We start from the raw sequence: 18,418 nt of genomic DNA on the forward strand, positions 1-18,418 counted from the left end.
GGTCGCGGTTGTCAGCTCAGCCCTAGCGGCGGGTGCGGCGGGAGGTCCGCGCGACGGCTGCGAAGGGGCGGCGGAGGCGACGCAGGCCACCCGGGGTCTGGGTGCCGGTGGGCAGCACGATGGGCTGCGTGACCACGGCGTCGACGACCATGGAGCCGTCGGTCGGGCCGATGACGGCGATCGGCGTCGTGGGCGTCGGAGCCGACGGGGTGATCGGCGCCGAGGCGAGCCGGCGGTGCGCGTGCAGGTAGGCGGGCACGAGCACGACGACGGCGCCGAGCCACGCGAGCGGGTTGCTCGCCACGACGCCGATGAAACCGAACAGCCCGCCGAGCACGACGGCCGCGCCCACGCGCATGAACAGCTCGATCACACCGGTGACCGTGGGGATCAGGGTGTGTCCGAGCCCCTGCAGCGCGCCACGGAGCACGAACAGGATGCCGAGCAGCCAGTACGTCGCGCCGTTGATGGCGAGCATCTGCGCTGCGAGATCCACGACGTGCGCCGACTCGTCGCCGACGAACAGCCGCACCAGCGCGGCGCCGAACGCGATGAGCAGCGCGCCGAGCACGATCGACACGGCGACCGACATCCAGGTCGCCTGCGTCACGCCGCTGCGGATGCGGTCGGGGCGTCCGCCGCCGTGGTTCTGCGCGACGAACATCGACACGGCGAGTCCGAGCGACTGCAACAGCGCCACGGCGAGTCCGTCGACCCGCGCCGCCGCGGTGTACGCGGCGACCGCCTCGGCGCCGAGGTCGTTGAGCGCGACCTGCACGGTGAGCGTCCCGATCGCGATGATCGACGCTTGGAAGCCCATCGGCAGCCCGAGCCGCAGGTGCTCGGCCAGCTCGGCGCGCGTGACGCGCCAGTCTTCGCGGCGGACGCGGAGCACCGGCATCCGTCGCCGTACGAACTCGAGGCACAGCAGCACCGAGATCGCCTGCGAGACGACGGTCGCCAGCGCCGCGCCGCCCACGCCCCACCCGAACGGTCCGACCATGAGGATCACGAGGCCGACGTTGAGCGCGCACGCGAGCGTGAGGAACACCAGTGGCGTGCGCGAGTCGCCGATGGCACGGATGACGGCCGACAGGTAGTTGAAGAACATCATGGCGCCGGCGCCGAGGAAGCTGATCTGGGCGAAGACGACGGCGTCGTCCATGAGCTCGGGCGGGGTGCGCAGTGCCACGAGCATGGGCTCGGTGAGGAGCGGCGCACCCATCGTCAGCAACACCGTGCACGCAGCGGTGAGCAGCGTCCCCGCGGCGACCGATCGGCGCACCGCCGTGATGTCGCCGGCTCCGAACGCCTGAGCGGTCGGGATCGCGAACCCCGACGTGAGCCCCCACGCGAAGCCGAGCAGCAAGAACATCATGCTGCCGGTCGCGCCCACCGCGGCGAGCGCGTCGACGCCGAGCTGCCGGCCGACGACGATGGCGTCGGCGACCTGATACAGCTGCTGGACGACGTTGCCGATCAGCAGCGGGACGGAGAACAGCGCGATGACGCGCCACGGGTGGCCCGCGGTGAGGGCGGTGGACATGAGGGCAGCTCTCGAACGAGGAGGGCGGGCATGGGGGATGTCGGAGCGACGACCCTCCCAGCCTATTGAATCGATTCGGCTGCCCGTGTCCGCACGCCCGCGGCGTCGACGAGAGTTCGTACGTGGGCACGCCGTTGAGGACGCCGGTCCCCTCCTCGTCCCAAGCTATTAGTATCTGCGTATGCACGTAGATACGGAGCCAGCTGACCTCGGACCTGACAACACCTACGTCGAGGTCGCCGTCGAGGTGTTCCGGCTCCTCGCCGACGCCACGCGGATCCGGATCGTGCTCGCCCTGCGCGACGGCGAGCTGTCGGTGAACAGCCTCGCCGAGGCGGTGGAGCGCACGCCGGCGGCGGTCTCGCAGCACCTTGCGAAGCTGCGCTGGGGCAAGATCGTGCGCGTCCGGCAGGACGGCAACCGCATGTTCTACCGCCTCAGCGACGAGCACGCCACGCGACTCGTCGTCGAGGCGATCCGCCAGGCCGAGCACTCCGTCGAAGAGACTCCCCGGCACCACACATGACCGGGCACGCACACAGCCACGGCCACGCCCACGACCACGGGCACCGGCATCCGTCGGGGCTCCGCGGCGCGCTCCACGGCATCCTCGTGCCGCACTCGCACGATGCGGCCGACTCGGTCGACGACGCGATGGCGGCGAGCGTCGACGGCATCCGCGCGGTCAAGATCAGCCTCGTCGTGCTGCTGATCACGACGGCGCTGCAGGCGGTCGTGGTGTGGTTCAGCGGCTCGGTTGCACTGCTGGCCGACACCGTGCACAACTTCGCCGACGCGCTCACCGCCGTGCCGTTGTGGATCGCGTTCGCGCTCGGGCGGCGCGCGGCGACGCGCCGCTACACGTTCGGACTGCACCGCGCCGAAGACCTCGCGGGGCTCTTCATCGTCGCGGTCGTGGCGCTGTCGGCGGTCGTCGCGGCATGGCAGGCGATCGACCGAATCGTCCACCCCCAGCCGCTCGACCACCTGGGGTGGGTGATCGCAGCCGGTGTCGTCGGTTTCGTCGGCAACGAGGCCGTCGCGGTCTACCGCATCCGGGTGGGCCGCCGGATCGGGTCGGCAGCCCTGGTGGCCGACGGCGTGCACGCGCGCACCGACGGCTTCACGTCGCTCGCCGTCGTGGTCGGCGGCGTCGGCGTGCTGCTGGGCATGCCGCTGGCCGACCCGATCGTCGGACTCGTGATCTCGGCCGCGATCTTCGTGCTCCTGATCGGCACCGTCCGCAGCGTGGGCCGCCGGCTGATGGACGGGGTCGAACCCGAGCTCGTGGACGAGGCGCAGCACGCGCTCGAGCACATGCCCGAAGTGGTCTCGATCGACGAGGTGCGGCTGCGCTGGGCCGGGCACCGGCTGCAGGGCGACGCCGTCGTCCGCATCGGCGACGTGCCGCTGCACGAGGCGAACGCGATCGCGGCCCGTGCCGAGGCATCCGTCCGCCATCACCTGCCGCAGGTCGACGCGTTCCCCGTGCGAACGCTCGTGGCCGGATTCGCGGAACCGCCGGAGCAGTAGGGGCAGTAGAGACAGTAGGGGCGAAACGGCCCTGCACCCCCTCGACGTGGAGTTGACTGGCTGCGGTGCGAGGAGGAAACGCCATGTCGCAGTCGACGTCCGCAGGACCGTTCACCCCTGACGAGCTGGAGCGCATCGGAGGAGCCGAAGAGCTGCAGGTCTCGTCCACTCGCCCCGACGGCACCGACCGGCCGTTCGTGACGATCTGGGGCGTGCGCGTGGGCGACCACCTCTACATCCGCTCGGCGTACGGCACCGGCAACCCGTGGTTCCGCCGCGCCGTCTCGTCGGGCATCGGGCGCATCCAGGCGGGCGGCGTCGACCGCGAGGTGTCGTTCACCCGCATCGATCCCGGCGACGCCGTCGTGCAGCAGGCGGTGGATGCCGCATTCCACGCGAAGTACGACCGTCACGGGCCCGCGATCGTGGGCACGGTGGTCGGCCCGGTGAGCCACGAGGCCACCCTTCGTCTCGACCCCCGCTGATCGGACCCGGCGCTACGCCGGTTGCGACTGCGCGCGGATGCGCTCGACGGTGCGCAGCACCGCCAGGGTACGAGCGTGGTCGGGCGCGGCATCGGCCCCTGCCACGAGGTCGAGGAAGCGCCGGATCTCGAACTGCATATTGAGCTCGGGGGCCCCGGTGTTCACCGCCGCATCGCGGAGCACGTGAACGTCGGCCGTGCCGTCGATGCGCCGGAGCGTCAGCTGTGCGGGCGCCGCGATGTGGTCGATCTCCAGGGTGGCCCGCTCGCCCTGGATCTCGCTCGGCCGCGATGACGCCGTGATCTTCGAGTACGCCACCTGGGCGGCGAACCCGTCGTAGCGCAGCAGAGCCGCACCGGCCCCGTCGGCGCCCGAGGCCAGGGGGATCGTGACGGCCGCGGCATCCTCCGGCTCTCCGAAGAGGTCGACGAGCGCACTGACCGCGTACACGCCGAGGTCGTTGAGGGCGCCGCCACCGAGCGCCGGATCGAAGATGTTCACGCGCTCGCCGGAGAGCACGCGGTCGTAGCGCGCCGAGCGCTGACAATACGACAGCGACGCTGCGCGTACGGCGCCGAGCTCGGGCAGCAGCCGGCGGACGAGGTCGAACGCGGGGTCGTACGCGCTGCGCATCGCCTCGAACACGACGGCGCCGTGCGCGGCCGCGTCGTCGATGAGCTCGGCGAACTCGGCTGCCGTGAGCGTCGCCGGCTTCTCGATGAACGCGTGACGACCGGCTCGCAGCACCTGCCGCGCCTGGGCGTGGTGCACGGCATTGGGCGACGCGATGTAGAACGCATCGACCTCGCCCGACGTGAGCAGGGCGTCGAGATCGGCGGATGCCCCGGCCACCCCGTTCTCGGCGGCGAACTCGTGTGCCCGGCCGAGGTCGCGCGAGTACGCGACGGTCGCGGCGATGCCGTCGACTCCGCGCAGCACCCCGAGGAACGTGCGCACGATCGCGCTCGTGCCGATCGTCGCGAGTCTGATCATCGGCCGCTCTCCTTCCTGTGACGCAGGCTAGCCGCAAGAGCGACGACGGGCGAAGCCCGGCCCCGCGAACCGCGTCGCGAGGCCGGGCGTCGGTCGGTGAAGGTCACGTCCTCCGGCGGCGGGTGGCGGCGACCAGCAGCAGCCCGAGCAGGCTCAGCAGCGTGCCGGCCGCCAGTGTGACGATCGGCAGGGCGGCGCCCGTGACCGGGAGTCCGGCGGGTGCCGAAGCGAGATAGTGAGACGGGTCGTCGTCGGTGACCGCGCCCCCCACACTCGGGACGTTCGCCGTGACCGAGCCCGTGTTCGCATACGGGCCGGCGACCGCGACCCCCAGCGCATTGCACGTGAACGACTCACCGGGCGCGAGCGGCCCCGCCACGACGTTCGACGGCGATCCGGCGCACCAGATCTCCGATGCGGCGACCCGGTCGTCGGTGACCGTCACGTCCGTGAGCGGGACGTTCCCCGTGTTCGTGACCACGTAGGTCCACTCCACGACCGCCCCGACCCCGAGGGCGACGCCCGGCGCGGTGTCGGCGTCGTGCCCGTTCGTCGCCTTCTCGATATCGACCGCTGGTGCCGCGCCGAAGTAGTGCGACGGGTCGTCGTCGGTCACCGTGAACGGTTGCTCGGGATCATCGGGGTTCGGCAGATCGGGCGCCTCGCCGATGACGTCGCTCATGTTGGCGTATTGGCCCGCGATCGCGGTGCCCGTGGCGACGCACGTGAAGGATGCCTCGGGTGCGAGCGGACCGGGAATCACATTGCTCCCCGTCCCGGCGCAGTCGATCTCCGTCGCCGCGACCATGTCGTCGGTGACGGTGACGTCGGAGAGATCCACCGTGCCGGTGTTCGTGACGACATACGTCCACTCGACTCCACCGCCGACCGGAACGTAGGGTCCGGTCGGTTCGTCGGCATCCTCACCGTTGGTCGACTTCTCGATGTCGATCGCGCCGAAGTGCCCGAAGTAGTGGGACGGGTCGTCGTCCGTCACCTCGTCCCCCGCCTCCGGTTCACCGTCGACGTCGGTGGTCTCGGGCCCGGTGCCGACCACGGTGCCGAGGTTCGCGTACTGTCCGCGGACCGCCGTGCCGGTCGCGACGCACTCGAACGTCCCGCCTGCCGCGAGCGGGCCGGGGACGACGTTCGAGCCGGTTCCGTCGCAGTCGATGTCGCCCGCCGCGAGCATGTCGTCCGTCACGGTGACGTTCGTGAGAGGCGCATTGCCCGTGTTCGTCACGGCATACGTCCAGGTCACCACCGCACCGTCGTAGGTCTGCACTCCCGGCGCGGTGTCGGCGTCCTGCCCGTTCGTCGCCTTCTCGATATCGACCGCCGGCTGCACGCCGAAGTAGTGCGACGGGTCGGCATCCGTGACCTCGGCACCTGCGACGGTGTCGCCGTCGACGTCGGTCGTCACGGGCCCCGTGCCGATCACCGTGCCCGTGTTGGCGTACTGGCCGGCGGTCGCGGTGCCGGTGGCGACGCACGTGAAGGACGCCTCGGGCTCGAGCGGGCCCGCGATCACATTGCCGCCGGTGCCTTCGCAGTCGATGTCGGCCGCGGGCACCTGGTCGTCGGTCACAGTCACGTTCGTCAATGCGGCGTTGCCGGTGTTGGTGATCACATACGTCCATCGCACGGCCCCGCCGACCGTGACCAGCGGGCCGGTCGGGGTGTCGGCATCCTGCCCGTTCGTGGCCTTCTCGATGTCGATCGCGGGCTGGACGCCGAAGTAGTGCGACGGATCCTCGTCGGTGACCTCCACCTGGGTGGGATCCAGCCCGGTCACCGTTCCGGTGTTCGCATACTGCCCCGCCGTCGCCGTGCCGGTGGCGACGCAGGTGAAGGATGCCTCCGGGGCGACCGGGCCCGGGACGAGGTTTCCGCCGGTCCCGTCGCAGTCGATGGTCGAGTCGTCCACCACGTCGTCGGTCACCGTCACGTTCGTGAGGTCGACCCCGCCGGTGTTGGTCACCACGTACGTCCAGCGCACGTCGCCGCCCACCGTGACAGCCGGCCCCGACACGGTATCGGCATCCTGCCCGTTCGTCGCCTTCTCGATGTCGATGCCCGGCGCAGGCATGAGCGCGAGGTCGACGGTGAAGTTCGTGAAGACGTCGGGGATGATGTCACTGCCCAGACCCGCCACGTTGTCACCGAGCGGGCCGTTGCCGCTCTCGAGGAGCCCGTCGTCGTAGATGTACGCGAGTGTGACGGGCGTGCTCGTCAACCCGGTCACCGTCGGGTCGGGACTGGCGGTGTTGTTGTTGTCGGCGTTCTCGTTCACGTCCTGATCCGGCCGGGACGCCACGAGCCGCACGAGATGCTCGGCAAGCGGCGCGCCGTCGGCGAACATCGACGGCGGGATGTGCGCGGTGTAGGTCCCCGCCGGAAGGGCGGCCGCCGACCAGCGGCCGTCGGCGTCGGTGACGCGTGTCGCGACGACGGATCCGGTGTCGTCCATGACCTGGACCGTGACGCCCGCGACCCCCTGCTCACCCGCGTCGAACCGGCCGTTGCCGTTCCGGTCGATCCAGACCAGATCGCCGAGCGTGAACCCGGGCATCAGCACGTACGGCTCGTTGGAGAGCAGCGGCTGGTCGGGGAAGGAGGGCGAGAAGATCATCGCCCGGTTCACGTAGACGTTGTCGAGGTCGTTGCTCGTCGAAACCGCTCCGACCACGGCTCGCACGCGCGACTGCACCGGAAGGGCAGAGCCCGAGACGAACCGGATCGCCGTGACCGCACCGAATCCGGCTCCGGCGGCGATCTCGCCCTCGGTCTGCCAGAGACCACCCGGTGCCGCCGGATCGGCGTTGGCCGGGCTGCGCGGGTCATGGGTGATCGTCGAGGGATCGGCGGTCGAGTAGAACCACGCTCCCGCGACGGCGCCGGTGCCGCCCCGGATGTACGTCGGCGCCGTGAGGGGCCCCGTCAGCTGCGCCAGCCCGGTGTACTCGGACGGGAACTGGGAACGTGCCGAGCCGGATGCCGGATCCCCGTCCCCGTTCCACGGGAGGACGTCGATCACATCGGGCGCCAGGAACGAGATCGAGGTGGACGTGTTCCCCCAGTCCAGCGACCACGTGTAGTCCTCGCCCGACGCGACGAACGGCTTGTCGACGGCTTTGGTGATGCCCAGCTGACCGGAGCCTACGACCTGGATCGTGGCCTGGGCGGTCGGGGCGTTCTCGGCGTTGTCGGCGAGCGCCTGGACGCGATTCACGTGGGTGTCGCCGGGCTGGGCCAGAGAGTCGATGGTCGTGCAGATGCGCAGCCGCCCGTGCGTTGCGTTCGCATTGGGGCCGAACACGACCTGCGTGGGCGCATTCACGAGCGGGATGTCGCCGGCCTGGAAGGTCACCCGCCGTGTCTGCGAGTCGTAGCTCACCGCCACGCCCGCCGGGAGCAGGCCTTGCGTGCACGGGAGATCGAAGTGAAGATCCGCCGGGAGCGTGTCGACGATGCGCAGATTCCGCATGGTCGATCCGATCGTGGCGCGGTCGATCGACACCGACAGGTCCCAGACCGGACTCGTGCCCGGCAGGTATTGGGTCGGCGTGACCGATTTCGCGACGCCCAGGAGCATGCCCGAGAAGGTGATCTCGCGCGCGACCGTGTTCCAGGAGGACCCGGTGCGCCCCGTCGGCCAGCCTCCGACGTTGGTCAGGCGGACGCCCGTCGGGATCTGCTCGCCTGCGTTCGGCCCGCCGTTGTAGGACTCGCGCACCTGGAGGTGCATCTGCAGATGCGCCGAGAACGGGCCGACCTCGACGTGGGCCGGGTCGATCGGCCGCATCCGCACCATGTTGACGCTGTCCTGCCAGGCCGGCCCGAAGTCGGCGCCGGGATCGGACGACCAGGCGATCGTCCCGTCGTCACGACATTGGGTCGCGGCTGTTCGCACCGAGGACGAGTTGATCGGATAGAGCCCGCCGGTGATCGGGCCGGCTTGGGTGTCGACCTCGTTCGGCCCGACTGCGTACTCGATGACGTACGCCCCGGGGTTCGGCCACTCCGGTCGTTCCAGCATCCACGCTTCGCCGGTGAGCCGGAACACCGAGACGTCGAAGACATCGCACAGCTGGAAGTTCGGAACGCGGACGCGGTCGTTGTTCGCCGTGGCCAGCACCTGCGATCCGACGATATGGCCGGCGAACGCGGGCGTGATCGGAGCCTGCCCCGCAACGCGGAAGTACCCTTTGTCGCCCGCCAATGTGCCACAGGCCGCGGGCGGAACGTTGATCGTGCGATTCACGAGGTTGTTGCCGGTGGCTACGGTGCCGTCCCAGCCCGGCTCGAATCCGGTGCCGAAGTTGTAGTTGGGCGCGCCGCCCGCGGTCCAGCCGTTGGAGTCGATCGCCTCGTTCCTGACGTGCAGTTGCGGGTTCGCCGCCGCGCACGGGTCGAGCTCCATCGCATCCATCGGGATGAAGACCCGCGCCCAGAAGTCGCCGCGCCGGCTCTCAAGGCCCCACTCCGTGGGCACGAGGCTCATGTCCCATCCCTCGGCAGGCTGGAGACCTGTCTCGCACGTCGGTGTGGCCGTCGCGCCACCCGTGCCGACTGCTCGCTGCGTGCACTCGATCAGGTAGGAGCCGGGATGACTGACGAAGCGGTCTTTGAACGCCACCGGCCGGTCCAACCACGGAGCGATGTTGCCGGCGCCGGCGAGGTCGATCACCGTCAGGGCGAACAGCACGTCGTAGCCTTCGGTCGGGACGCCATCGATCTGTCGCTCGGCGAAGGTGATCGTGTTCGAGACATCCTTCACCAGGTCCCAGCGCGGCGCCGCGGCCGCGCCGGTGACGGTGGCCGTGTTGTTCGCGGGATCCTCGCCCGTGTTGGGTTGACCGCCGTTCATCGTCCAGTGGTCGGTGCCCGCGGCGACGTTGTCGAAGACGACATCCCCCGTCGCGAACGGATCGCCGGGCTGCCACGACGGGTCGATCGCGCGGTTCATCTCATCGACGGGGAGGAACACCGTCATCACCATGTGACCTTCGGTGAGGTCCGGGTTGCTGGCGAAGTTCGGCGAGATGCTCAGCTGCCACCCGTCGGCGCCCTGCGTCTCGGTCACGGCGGGGCAGCCGAGCGTCCAGAACGAACGGCCGGCGCGGTCGCTCAGGTTCGTGTTGCGGCACTCGAGGATCCGGGCGTTCGGGAAGTCCGGCATCACGTCGGTGAACGTCACCGGCCACTGGAGCTGGCCGCCGCCGAGCCCGTCCGTCAGGTCGCGGATGTCGAACTGGTATCTGACGACGTAGCCCTCGAGTGTTCCGACGCCGGCGACCTCGATCGCTCGGTAGTCCGGGCCGGCCTGGTGGTACTGGTTCGTCGGATACAGGTTCTTCACGAGGTCCCAGTCGGCGCGGCCGGTCACCTCGACGATCGGCCCGGCGACGGGACTCGACACGCCGGCGTCACCTCCGCCGGCATAGGCGACCGCCTCGATCAGGGCGTGCGACGGAATCGGGGATGCCTCGGTCATCTCGTAGGAGAGCGGGATCCCTGCTGCGGTCGACGACAGCGTTCCCACATTGCAGCGCACGGTGATCGACCCGTCCGCGTTGATCGTGCGGGACGACGGCGGATTCGCGCCGGTCGCCGCCGTCAGGCACTCGGACGGGATGCCGTTGACGCCCGGGCCCACCAGCGCGAGCCTCGCACCGTCGGGCGAGGAGACCCGGAACTCCACGACGACGTTCGGCACCGACGTGCCGGTGGGAAGCCCCGTCAACGACACGCCGTACTGCTGCATCACCGTGTCGCCGGTGCGGACGATGCAGTTGGCGCTGCTGCTGTCGAGGCCCGGACCGTCGGTCGCGTCGAAGGGAGGCGTGCCCGTCCGCGCGAACCCTTCGCAGGCGTCGGCCATCGGGAGGCGGGCGAGCTGGAGGGTGGCGATCGGCTGCATGCCGGCGTCCACTCCTGTCACCTGGCCCGCACCCGTGATGGGGAAGGCGGCGGTCACGCCCCGCTCGGGCTGACCCGGGAGGGGCTGACCTTCGCGGACGAAGTCGTTCTGTCCGGTGGCGGTCGCCGGGAAGACGAACGCACCGGGGGCATCCACGCGCACGATGTAGTCGCCGTCCGCCGCGTTCGCGAACGAGTACGCGCCACTGGCGTTCGTGGTCGTCGTGGCGGCGACCGCGCCGCCGGGTGCCGTGAGGAGCTGCACCGTGACCCCGGCCCGTGCCGGCTCGGTCGGCTGGCGTACGCCGTCACGGTTCGTGTCGGCCCACACGATGCCGCTGACGATGCTGCCGGGGCCCGCGATCGCAGCGGACGGCGCCACCACCCCGGCGATCAACGCCGCCACCACCAGCAGCGTGACCTGTGAACGTCTCTTCACGACGTTCTCCGTTCTCACGCCCTCCGGCGGCGGCCGGTGGCGACGAGCATCAGTCCGAGCAGGATCACCAGTGCCCCGCCGACGATCGGCAGGACGGGCAGCGAGCCGCCGGTCGCGGGCAGAGCGGCCGGCGCCGGCGGTACCGGCGGGGGCGGCGTGGCCGACGGAGCCGGCGCGATGTAGTGCGACAGGTCGTCGTCGGTCACGGTGGTGCCGAGGGCCGGGACCTCTGCGGAGACCCCGCCGACGTTGACGTACTGGCCCGCGACGGCGACCCCGAACGCGTTGCACGTGAACGACTCACCGGGTTCCAGTGGTCCGGCCACGACGTTCGACTCGGTGTCGCCGCACCAGATCTCGGACGCGGCGATCCTGTCGTCGGTCACGGTGAGGTTCGTGAGGGGGACGTTGCCCGTGTTCGTCACGACGTACGTCCACTCCACGACGGCGCCGACCGCGAGCGCCACACCCGGCGCGGTGTCGGCATCCTGCCCGTTCGTACTCTTCTCGATGTCGACCGCCGGGTCGGCGCCGAAGTAGTGCGACAGGTCGCCGTCGGTCACCGGGTCGCCGGGGACGATGCCGCCGTCGACGCCTGTGGTGTCGGGGCCGGTCCCGGTCACGGTGCCGAGGTTGGCGTACTGCCCGGGCACCGCGGTGCCGGTCGCGAGGCAGACGTACCCGTCGCCGGGTGCGAGCGTGCCGGGGATCACATTGGTCCCCGTCTCGGCGCAATCGATCTCGGAGGCGGCGATCATGTCGTCGGTCACCGTGACGTTCGTCAGCGGCACGTCGCCCGTGTTGGTGACGACGTACCTCCACTCGACCGTGCCGCCGACGGGCACGAAGGGCCCGGTCGGCTCGTCGGCGTCCTCGCCGTTCGTGGACTTCTCGATGTCGACGGCGGGGGAGGCGCCGAAGTAGTGCGAGGCATCCTCGTCGTCGACCGTGACGCCCGTCACCGGGTTGCCGTTGACATCCGTCGTCTGCGGCCCGACGCCGGTGACCGAACCCAGGTTCGCGTACTGGCCGGCGGTCGCCGTGCCGGTCGCGACGCAGGTGACGGATGCCTCGGCCTCGAGCGGTCCCGGAATCACATTGCTGCCCGTCCCGGCGCAGTCGATGTCGGCCGCGGCGACCTGGTCGTCGGTGACCGTGACGTCGGTGAGCGGGACGTTGCCGGTGTTGGTCACCACGTACGTCCACCGCACGTCACCGCCGACGGCGACGAACGGGCCGGTCGGAGTGTCGGCATCCTGCCCGTTGGTGGCCTTCTCGATGTCGATGCCCGGCGCGATGCCGAAGTAGTGCGACGGATCGTCGTCGTTCACCTGCTGTCCGGCGACCGTGTTCCCGTCGACGTCCGTCGTGGCGGGCGCGGTGCCCGTCACCGTCCCGAGGTTCGCGTACTGACCCTCGACCGCCGTGGCCTCGGCGACGCACGTGAAGGACGCGCCCGGCGCGAGCGGACCGGGGATCACGTTCGAGCCGGTGTCGTCGCAGTCGATGTCGGCGGCGGCGATCCGGTCATCGGTCACCGTGACGTCGGTGAGCGCGGTGTCACCGGTGTTCGTCACCACGTACGTCCACCGCACGTCACCGCCGGCGGCCACGTTCGGGCCGGTCGGAGTGTCGGCATCCTGCCCGTTCGTCGCCTTCTCGAGCTCGACGGCGGGCTGGATCCCGAGGTAGTGCGACAGATCCTCGTCGCCCACCTCGTCGGCGGCGACCGGGTTCCCGTCGACGTCGGTCGTCTCGGGCCCGCTGGCGACGACGGTTCCGAGGTTCGCGTACTGGCCGGTGTCGGCGGTGCCGTTCGCCACGCAGGTGACGGATGCCCCGGCCGCGAGCGGGCCGGCGACGACATTGCTGCCCGACCCGGCGCAGTCGATGTCTTCGGCGGCGACCATGTCGTCGGTCATCGTGATGTTCGTGAGTGGGACGTTGCCGGTGTTGGTGACGACGTACGTCCACCGCACGGCACCGCCGACGGTGACCAGCGGGCCGGTCGGGGTGTCGGCATCCTGCCCGTTCGTCGCCTTCTCGATGTCGACCGAGGGCTCGGCGCCGAAGTAGTGAGAAGGATCCTCGTCCGTCACCGCCACCTGGGCGGGGTCGAAGCCGGTCACGGTGCCGGTGTTCGCATACTGCCCCGGCGTCGCCGTGCCGGTCGCGACGCAGGTGAAGGATGCCTCGGGGGCGAGCGGGCCCGGAACCACATTGCTGCCGGTGCCGTCGCAGTCGATGGCGGCGTCGTCGACCTGGTCGTCGGTCACCGTCACGTTCGTGAGATCGACGTCACCGGTGTTGGTGACGACGTACGTCCACCGCACCTCGCCGCCCACCGCGACGTTCGGGCCGGTCGGGGTGTCGGCATCCTGCCCGTTCGTCGACTTCTCGATGTCGACCGACGGCCCCGGGAGCAGAGCCAGGTCCACCGTGAACGTGCTGAAGGCGTCCGGGAAGAGAGGCGGGGCGAGCTGCGCCACATCGTCGCCCGACGGGCCGTCGGCACCGATGAGGCGATCGTCCTCGTAGCGGTAGGCCAGCGTCACGGGCGTGCTCGTGAGACCCGTCGCGCGGGGATCGGGCGTCGCAGTGTTGTTGTTGTCGCTGTTCTCGTTCGGAATGTCGGAGCTGCCCGATCCGACGGTGCGGACCACGTAGGTCTCGAGCGGTCCGCCGTCGCCGAACATCTCGGCAGGGATGTGCACCGTGTACACGCCTGCGGGGATCCTCGTCACCGACCAGCGACCCTGCGCATCGGTCGTCGTGGTCGCGACGACATCGCCGTCCTGGTTCCGCACCTCGATGTCGACGCCGGCGATGCCCTGCTCCTCCCCATCGAATCGGCCGTTGCCGTTGCGGTCGAGCCACACGAGGTCGCCGAGCGTGAACCCCGGCATCAGCACGTACGGCTCGTTCGACAGCAGAGGCTGGTTGGGGAAGGTGCCCGAGAAGATCATCGCGCGGTTGACATAGACGTTGTTGAGGTCGTCGCTGGTCGACACCATCGGGATCAGAGCGCGCACGCGCGCCCCCGTGCCGAGCCACTCGGTGGCGACGAACCGCACCGCCGTCACGTCGGCGAAGTCGGTGATCTCGGCGGCGGTCCGCCAGGTGCCGCCCGGCGCGGCGGGGTCCGCGTTCGAAGCATCACGCGGGTCGTGGTTCAACGTCGACGGATCCGCGACGGAGTAGTACCACGTGCCGGCGACCTCGCCCATGCCACCACGGACATACATGGGCTGCGCGAGCGGTCCGGTCAGCTCCGAGAGACCCTCGTAGGCCGATGCGTACTGACCGCGGGCCGAGCCCGCCGCCGGGTCGCCGTCGCCGTTCCACGGCAGCACGTCGATGAGGTCGGTCGGCTGGAACGAGATGACCGTCGAGGTGTTCGCCCAGTCCAGCGACCAGGTGTACGTCTCGCCGCTGGCCACGAACGCCTTGTCGACGTTCTTGACCAGGCCCAGCTGGCCCGACCCGGTCGCGGTGGTGGTCGCCGTCGCCGTCGGCGCGTTCTCGGCGCTGTTCGAGAACGCCTGCACCTGGTTGACGTAGGTGTCACCGGGCTGTGCGACCGTCTCGAGCGTCGCGCACAGCTGAAGGGCGGTGGCGCCGGTGCGGATCCAGTAGTTCGCCGCGGTCGTGGTGATGTCGCCGAGGACGAACGTGACCTCCCGGGTCGCTGCGTTGTAGCTGACGGTCACACCGGCCGGGAGCCTGCTCTGCGTGCAGGCCTCGTTGTAGATGAGGCCGATCGGCACCGTGTCGACGAGGCGCAGGTTCTCGACGATCGCGCCGATGGGGGCGTTGTTGACGCCGACGCTGAGATTCCAGATCGCGTCCTGGCCCGGCAGGTACGTCGCCTGCCCGACGTTCTTCGCGACGATGAGGCGAAGACCCTGGAACCGGAGCTCCTGCTGCATCGTGGTCCAGCCATCACCGCGGGGGCCCGTGGACCAGCCGCCGATGTTCGACAGGCGGATGCCCGTCAGCAGCGGCTCGCCGTCGTTCGGACCGCCGTTGTACGACCCGCGGGCCCGCAGGAACATCTTCAGGTCGAGCCGGAACGCGGCGTGCTCGACGTGGTCGGGCTCCACGGCGCGGATCCGCACCATGTTGACCCGGTCGCGCCAGTCGGCGCCGAACTGAGCGGCGTCGGTGTGCCACGGACCGTCGTGCTCGCGGCATCCGTTGTTGTCTCCGAGCAGTGAGGTCCGGTCCACCGGGTACAGCCCGCCGACCGGCGCACCCGCCTGGGTGTCGACCGCGTTGGTGCCGACGCCGTACTCGATGACGTACTCGGAGGCGGTGGCGCGGCCCTGCGCCGTGAACCAGGCGGGGCCGTCGAGCTGGAAGACCGACACGTCGAAGGTGTCGCACACCATCGGGTTGTCGACGGGGAATCCGATGGCCTCCTCTGCTCCGGGAGCCTGGACGCCGCGTGCCGTCCCGGCGTTGCGGATGCCGTTCCAGTCGACCTCGAGGCCGGCCCACGACTGGACTCGCTGGCCCGATGCGACCGTCGTGTTGTCGGCCCACGCGTTGCCGGCCTCGTTGGTGAAGTACTTGTAGCCCGTGATCGGCAGGTTCGCCGCGAGCTGGCGCGAGACGTCGTCGTAGACGATGCCGCCGTCCTGGTTGGTCTCGGGCCAGCTGCCGGTGTTGTTCAGCAGCACGCCCTGCGGGATGTCCTCGCCCGCGTTGGGGCCGCCGTTGTACTGCCAGCGCGACTGCAGCGGCACGTACAGGCCGAGGGTGAACGGACCGACCTCCACGTGCCCGGCGTTGATCGGGCTCACGCGGACCATGTTCACCTCGTCACGCCAGTCGGCGCCGAAGGTCGCCGCGGGATCCGTGGTCCACGGGCCCTCGTCGTCACGGCACTGCCGGGCGTCGGTGACGTTCGGGGAGTTGTCCAGCCCGTTGCCGGTGCCGGTCTGCGTGTCCACCGTGTTGGAGCCGACGCCGTACTCGATCACGTAGTTGTTGAGGTCGAAGCCCGGGTTCATCGTCGCCGTCCGCGCCTGGAGGTGCGGATTGGGGTCGGCGCCGGTGATGGGTGCCAGCGGGTTGCCCGAGACGCGCCACACCGACACGTCGAACACGTCGCACACCACCGGGTCTGTCACCGAGATCCGGGTCGTGCTCGCCGTCGTCCACACGTGGGAGTTGACGACGTCGCCGATCGAGAACTGGTTCCAGTTCGTGAGGCCGCCCGCGATGCCCTCGTACTGCTTGTTGCCCGTGAGCGTGCCGCAGTCGCTGACCGTGCTGCGGACGTTGAACGTGCGCGTCGAGACGTTGTTGCCCGTGGCGGTCGTGCCGTCCCAGCCGGGCTCGAACCCGGTGTTGTTCATCGGCCAGTCGTCCGCCGTCCACCCCTCGGTGCTCCGCGCCTCGTTGCGGAACGAGAGCGTGTCGCTCACGTTGGCGCGACACGGGTCGGGCACCGTCGGCGTCGGCACGAAGAAGAACGCCTGCCACGTGTTGGTCTTGGTGTTGTTGCCGTTGGCGTTCGGGGTGAAGCTCATATCCCAGCCGTCGGCCGGCTGCACCCCGGTCTCACACGTCGGCGTGCCGGTGTTGAAGTTGCCGGAGTGCCACAGGCACTGTGTGAGCACGGCATCCGGCCAGTCCGGCATGAAGTCCTTGAATGCGATGTTGTCGAGGTTGGTGCTGAGGAGGTTGCCGTTGGACTCGTCCACCCTGAACTGATACACGACCTGGAAGCCGGGAACCGGCGGAGTCAGGGGGTTGTTGTCGAGCGATCCATCGACGAACGTGACGTTGCCGGTGTTGGTCTTCGACAAGTCCCAGCGGGGCTCGGTGATGTTGAACTGGCTGGGCACGACGTTGTCGCCGGTCGCGATCGTGCCGTCCCACCCGGCCTCGAAGCCGGGGCCGACTCCGCCGGGCGGATTGTTCAGCTGGCCCCCGATCATGTGCCAGCCATCGGTGTCCTCCACGTTGTTCTGCCACGACACCGTTCCGGTGGGGGGAGTGTCACCGTGCTGCCACGCCGGGTCGACCGAACGGTACGCGTCCGCCGTGGGCACGAACACGTGCACGAGGATGCGTGTGCTGTCGTAGGGCGAGTTCGCGGGCTTGCTGACGGTCATCGGCCAGCCGTCGGCGCCGGCCGCCTCATCGATCGGGCAGGTGATGGTCCAGCCGCTGCGGGCGCTGATGTTGTCGGTGCGGCGATCCTCGCACAGGTACAGGACGGCGTTCGGGAACTTCGTCAACCGGTCCGTGAAGCTGATCGGCCACTCCAGGTCGGACCCGCCGGTGCCGCCGATGTTGTCGATGTCGATCCAGTACTGCACTCGGAATCCCGGCGTGAGTACTCCGTTGATGGTGCGGCTCGAGGCGAACGGTCCGGCCTGCAGGGACTTCTTCGCCTCCCACTCCGCCGTCCCGGTGACCTCGATCACGGGACCCTGGACGGTGCCCGATGCGGCGGCGTCGTCCTGGCCCGTGTAGGCGTGGGCCGTGACCTCGGCGAAGCCCGGGATCGGCGTGTTGTCGGCGAACCGGTACGCCAGTTGCACGGTGCCGACGTTCGACGACATCGGCCCGAGGTTGCATACGACGGTGATGGAGCCGTCGGCGTTGGTCGTCGCGGATGACACCGGGTTCGCACCGTTCGCCGCCGCCAGGCACCCCGCGGGCAGTCCGTTCGTACCGGGCCCGGCGAGCTGGAGGGTCGAGTCCGCGACATCGCCCGGATCGTTCGGGTTCGGCACGGGGTTGATCGTCATCTCGATCACGACGTTCGGCACGGTCACGCCCGTCGGCAGCCCGGTGAGCGACACCGAGTAGTTCTGCAGCACCGTGTCGCCGACGCGCACGATGCAGTTGTCGGGTCCGGTGTCCAGACCCGGTCCGGAGGTCGCATCGAAGGGCGGGGTGCCCGTCGTCGCGTAGCCCTCGCACGAGTTCGGGATCTCGAGCCGGTCGATCTCGAGGGTCGCGATCGGCTGCAGGCCGGCGTGCAGACTCGTCGCCTGTGTCGCACCCGTGATGGTCACCGGCCCGGTGATTCCGCGTTCGGGGTTGCCGGCCGTCGGCACCTCGGCCCGCACGAACACGTTCTGCCCCTCGGCGACGTCGGGGAAGCGATGCGCGCCCGGCGCGACCACCCGCACGTGGTAGCTGCCGTCGGCGACGTTGGCGAAGCTGTAGCCTCCGTTCGCCGCGGACGTGGTCGTGGCGACGACCGGGCCGGTCGGCGACGACAGCAGCTCGACGGTGACGCCGGACTTCACGGCCTCATCCGCGGTTCGCATGCCGTCGCGATTGACGTCAGCCCAGACGACTCCGCTGATGGCGCTCCCCGGGCCTGCGACCGCCGCGGGGACCGCGACCGGCGCCAGTACGCCCAGCAGCAGTGCGAGCACCGCGACCGCTGCCGTAGAGATACGTGTCTTCACAGCATCCACCCCCGTCCGCGCCCGAACCGTGGAGCGGTTCGCTGCGGCCTTTCGGGGGACC

At 70.0% G+C, this 18,418-nt stretch carries 7 protein-coding genes; 3 read left to right on the forward strand and 4 right to left on the reverse strand.

Annotated features, from left to right (window positions below; translation table 11 throughout):
• Positions 1-22 precede the first annotated feature (22 nt).
• A complete protein-coding gene (locus IM778_RS17315) occupies positions 23-1,546 on the reverse strand; it encodes an MATE family efflux transporter (protein WP_194410022.1) in 1,524 nt (507 codons plus the stop codon).
• A gap of 181 nt (positions 1,547-1,727) precedes the next feature.
• Here IM778_RS17315 and IM778_RS17320 point away from each other — a divergent pair, with 181 nt between their 5' ends.
• From IM778_RS17320 to IM778_RS17330, 3 genes are all read left to right on the forward strand, one after another.
• Positions 1,728-2,072: an ArsR/SmtB family transcription factor gene (locus IM778_RS17320; protein ID WP_194410023.1), complete on the forward strand. Its 345-nt coding sequence runs from the start codon at positions 1,728-1,730 to the stop codon at positions 2,070-2,072.
• Complete coding sequence (locus tag IM778_RS17325; protein WP_194410024.1) at positions 2,069-3,079, forward strand: cation diffusion facilitator family transporter; 1,011 nt, start codon at positions 2,069-2,071, stop codon at positions 3,077-3,079. The genes IM778_RS17320 and IM778_RS17325 overlap by 4 nt, the downstream gene beginning before the upstream one ends.
• Positions 3,080-3,162: 83 nt before the next feature.
• Positions 3,163-3,564 (forward strand): DUF2255 family protein, encoded by a 402-nt coding sequence (locus IM778_RS17330; protein WP_194410025.1) that lies wholly within the window; start codon positions 3,163-3,165, stop codon positions 3,562-3,564.
• Positions 3,565-3,576: 12 nt separating this feature from the next.
• On the opposite strand, the gene IM778_RS17335 is transcribed toward IM778_RS17330, so the two are convergent.
• The 3 genes from IM778_RS17335 to IM778_RS17345 form a co-directional block, all read right to left on the reverse strand.
• Entirely contained in the window at positions 3,577-4,557 is a 981-nt protein-coding gene (locus tag IM778_RS17335) for a Gfo/Idh/MocA family protein (protein ID WP_194410026.1), read from the reverse strand.
• 103 nt (positions 4,558-4,660) lie between these two features.
• On the reverse strand, positions 4,661-10,918 hold the full coding sequence (locus IM778_RS17340) for a DUF7507 domain-containing protein (RefSeq protein ID WP_194410027.1): 6,258 nt from the start codon (positions 10,916-10,918) through the stop codon (positions 4,661-4,663).
• Between the two features lie 14 nt (positions 10,919-10,932).
• Positions 10,933-18,357 carry a DUF7507 domain-containing protein gene (locus tag IM778_RS17345; RefSeq protein ID WP_194410028.1) on the reverse strand — a complete coding sequence of 2,475 codons (7,425 nt, stop codon included), beginning with the start codon at positions 18,355-18,357 and terminating at the stop codon, positions 10,933-10,935.
• Positions 18,358-18,418 lie beyond the last annotated feature (61 nt).

The organism is Microbacterium cremeum, from assembly GCF_015277855.1.
GTDB lineage: Bacteria > Actinomycetota > Actinomycetes > Actinomycetales > Microbacteriaceae > Microbacterium > Microbacterium cremeum.

Bases quoted from the DNA above. Each gene is read 5' to 3' on its own strand.
- IM778_RS17335 (WP_194410026.1), bottom strand. From the start codon at position 4,557: ATGATCAGACTCGCGACGATCGGCACGAGCGCGATCGTGCGCACGTTC.
- IM778_RS17315 (WP_194410022.1), bottom strand. From the start codon at position 1,546: ATGTCCACCGCCCTCACCGCGGGCCACCCGTGGCGCGTCATCGCGCTG.
- IM778_RS17325 (WP_194410024.1), top strand. From the start codon at position 2,069: ATGACCGGGCACGCACACAGCCACGGCCACGCCCACGACCACGGGCAC.
- IM778_RS17320 (WP_194410023.1), top strand. From the start codon at position 1,728: ATGCACGTAGATACGGAGCCAGCTGACCTCGGACCTGACAACACCTAC.
- IM778_RS17330 (WP_194410025.1), top strand. From the start codon at position 3,163: ATGTCGCAGTCGACGTCCGCAGGACCGTTCACCCCTGACGAGCTGGAG.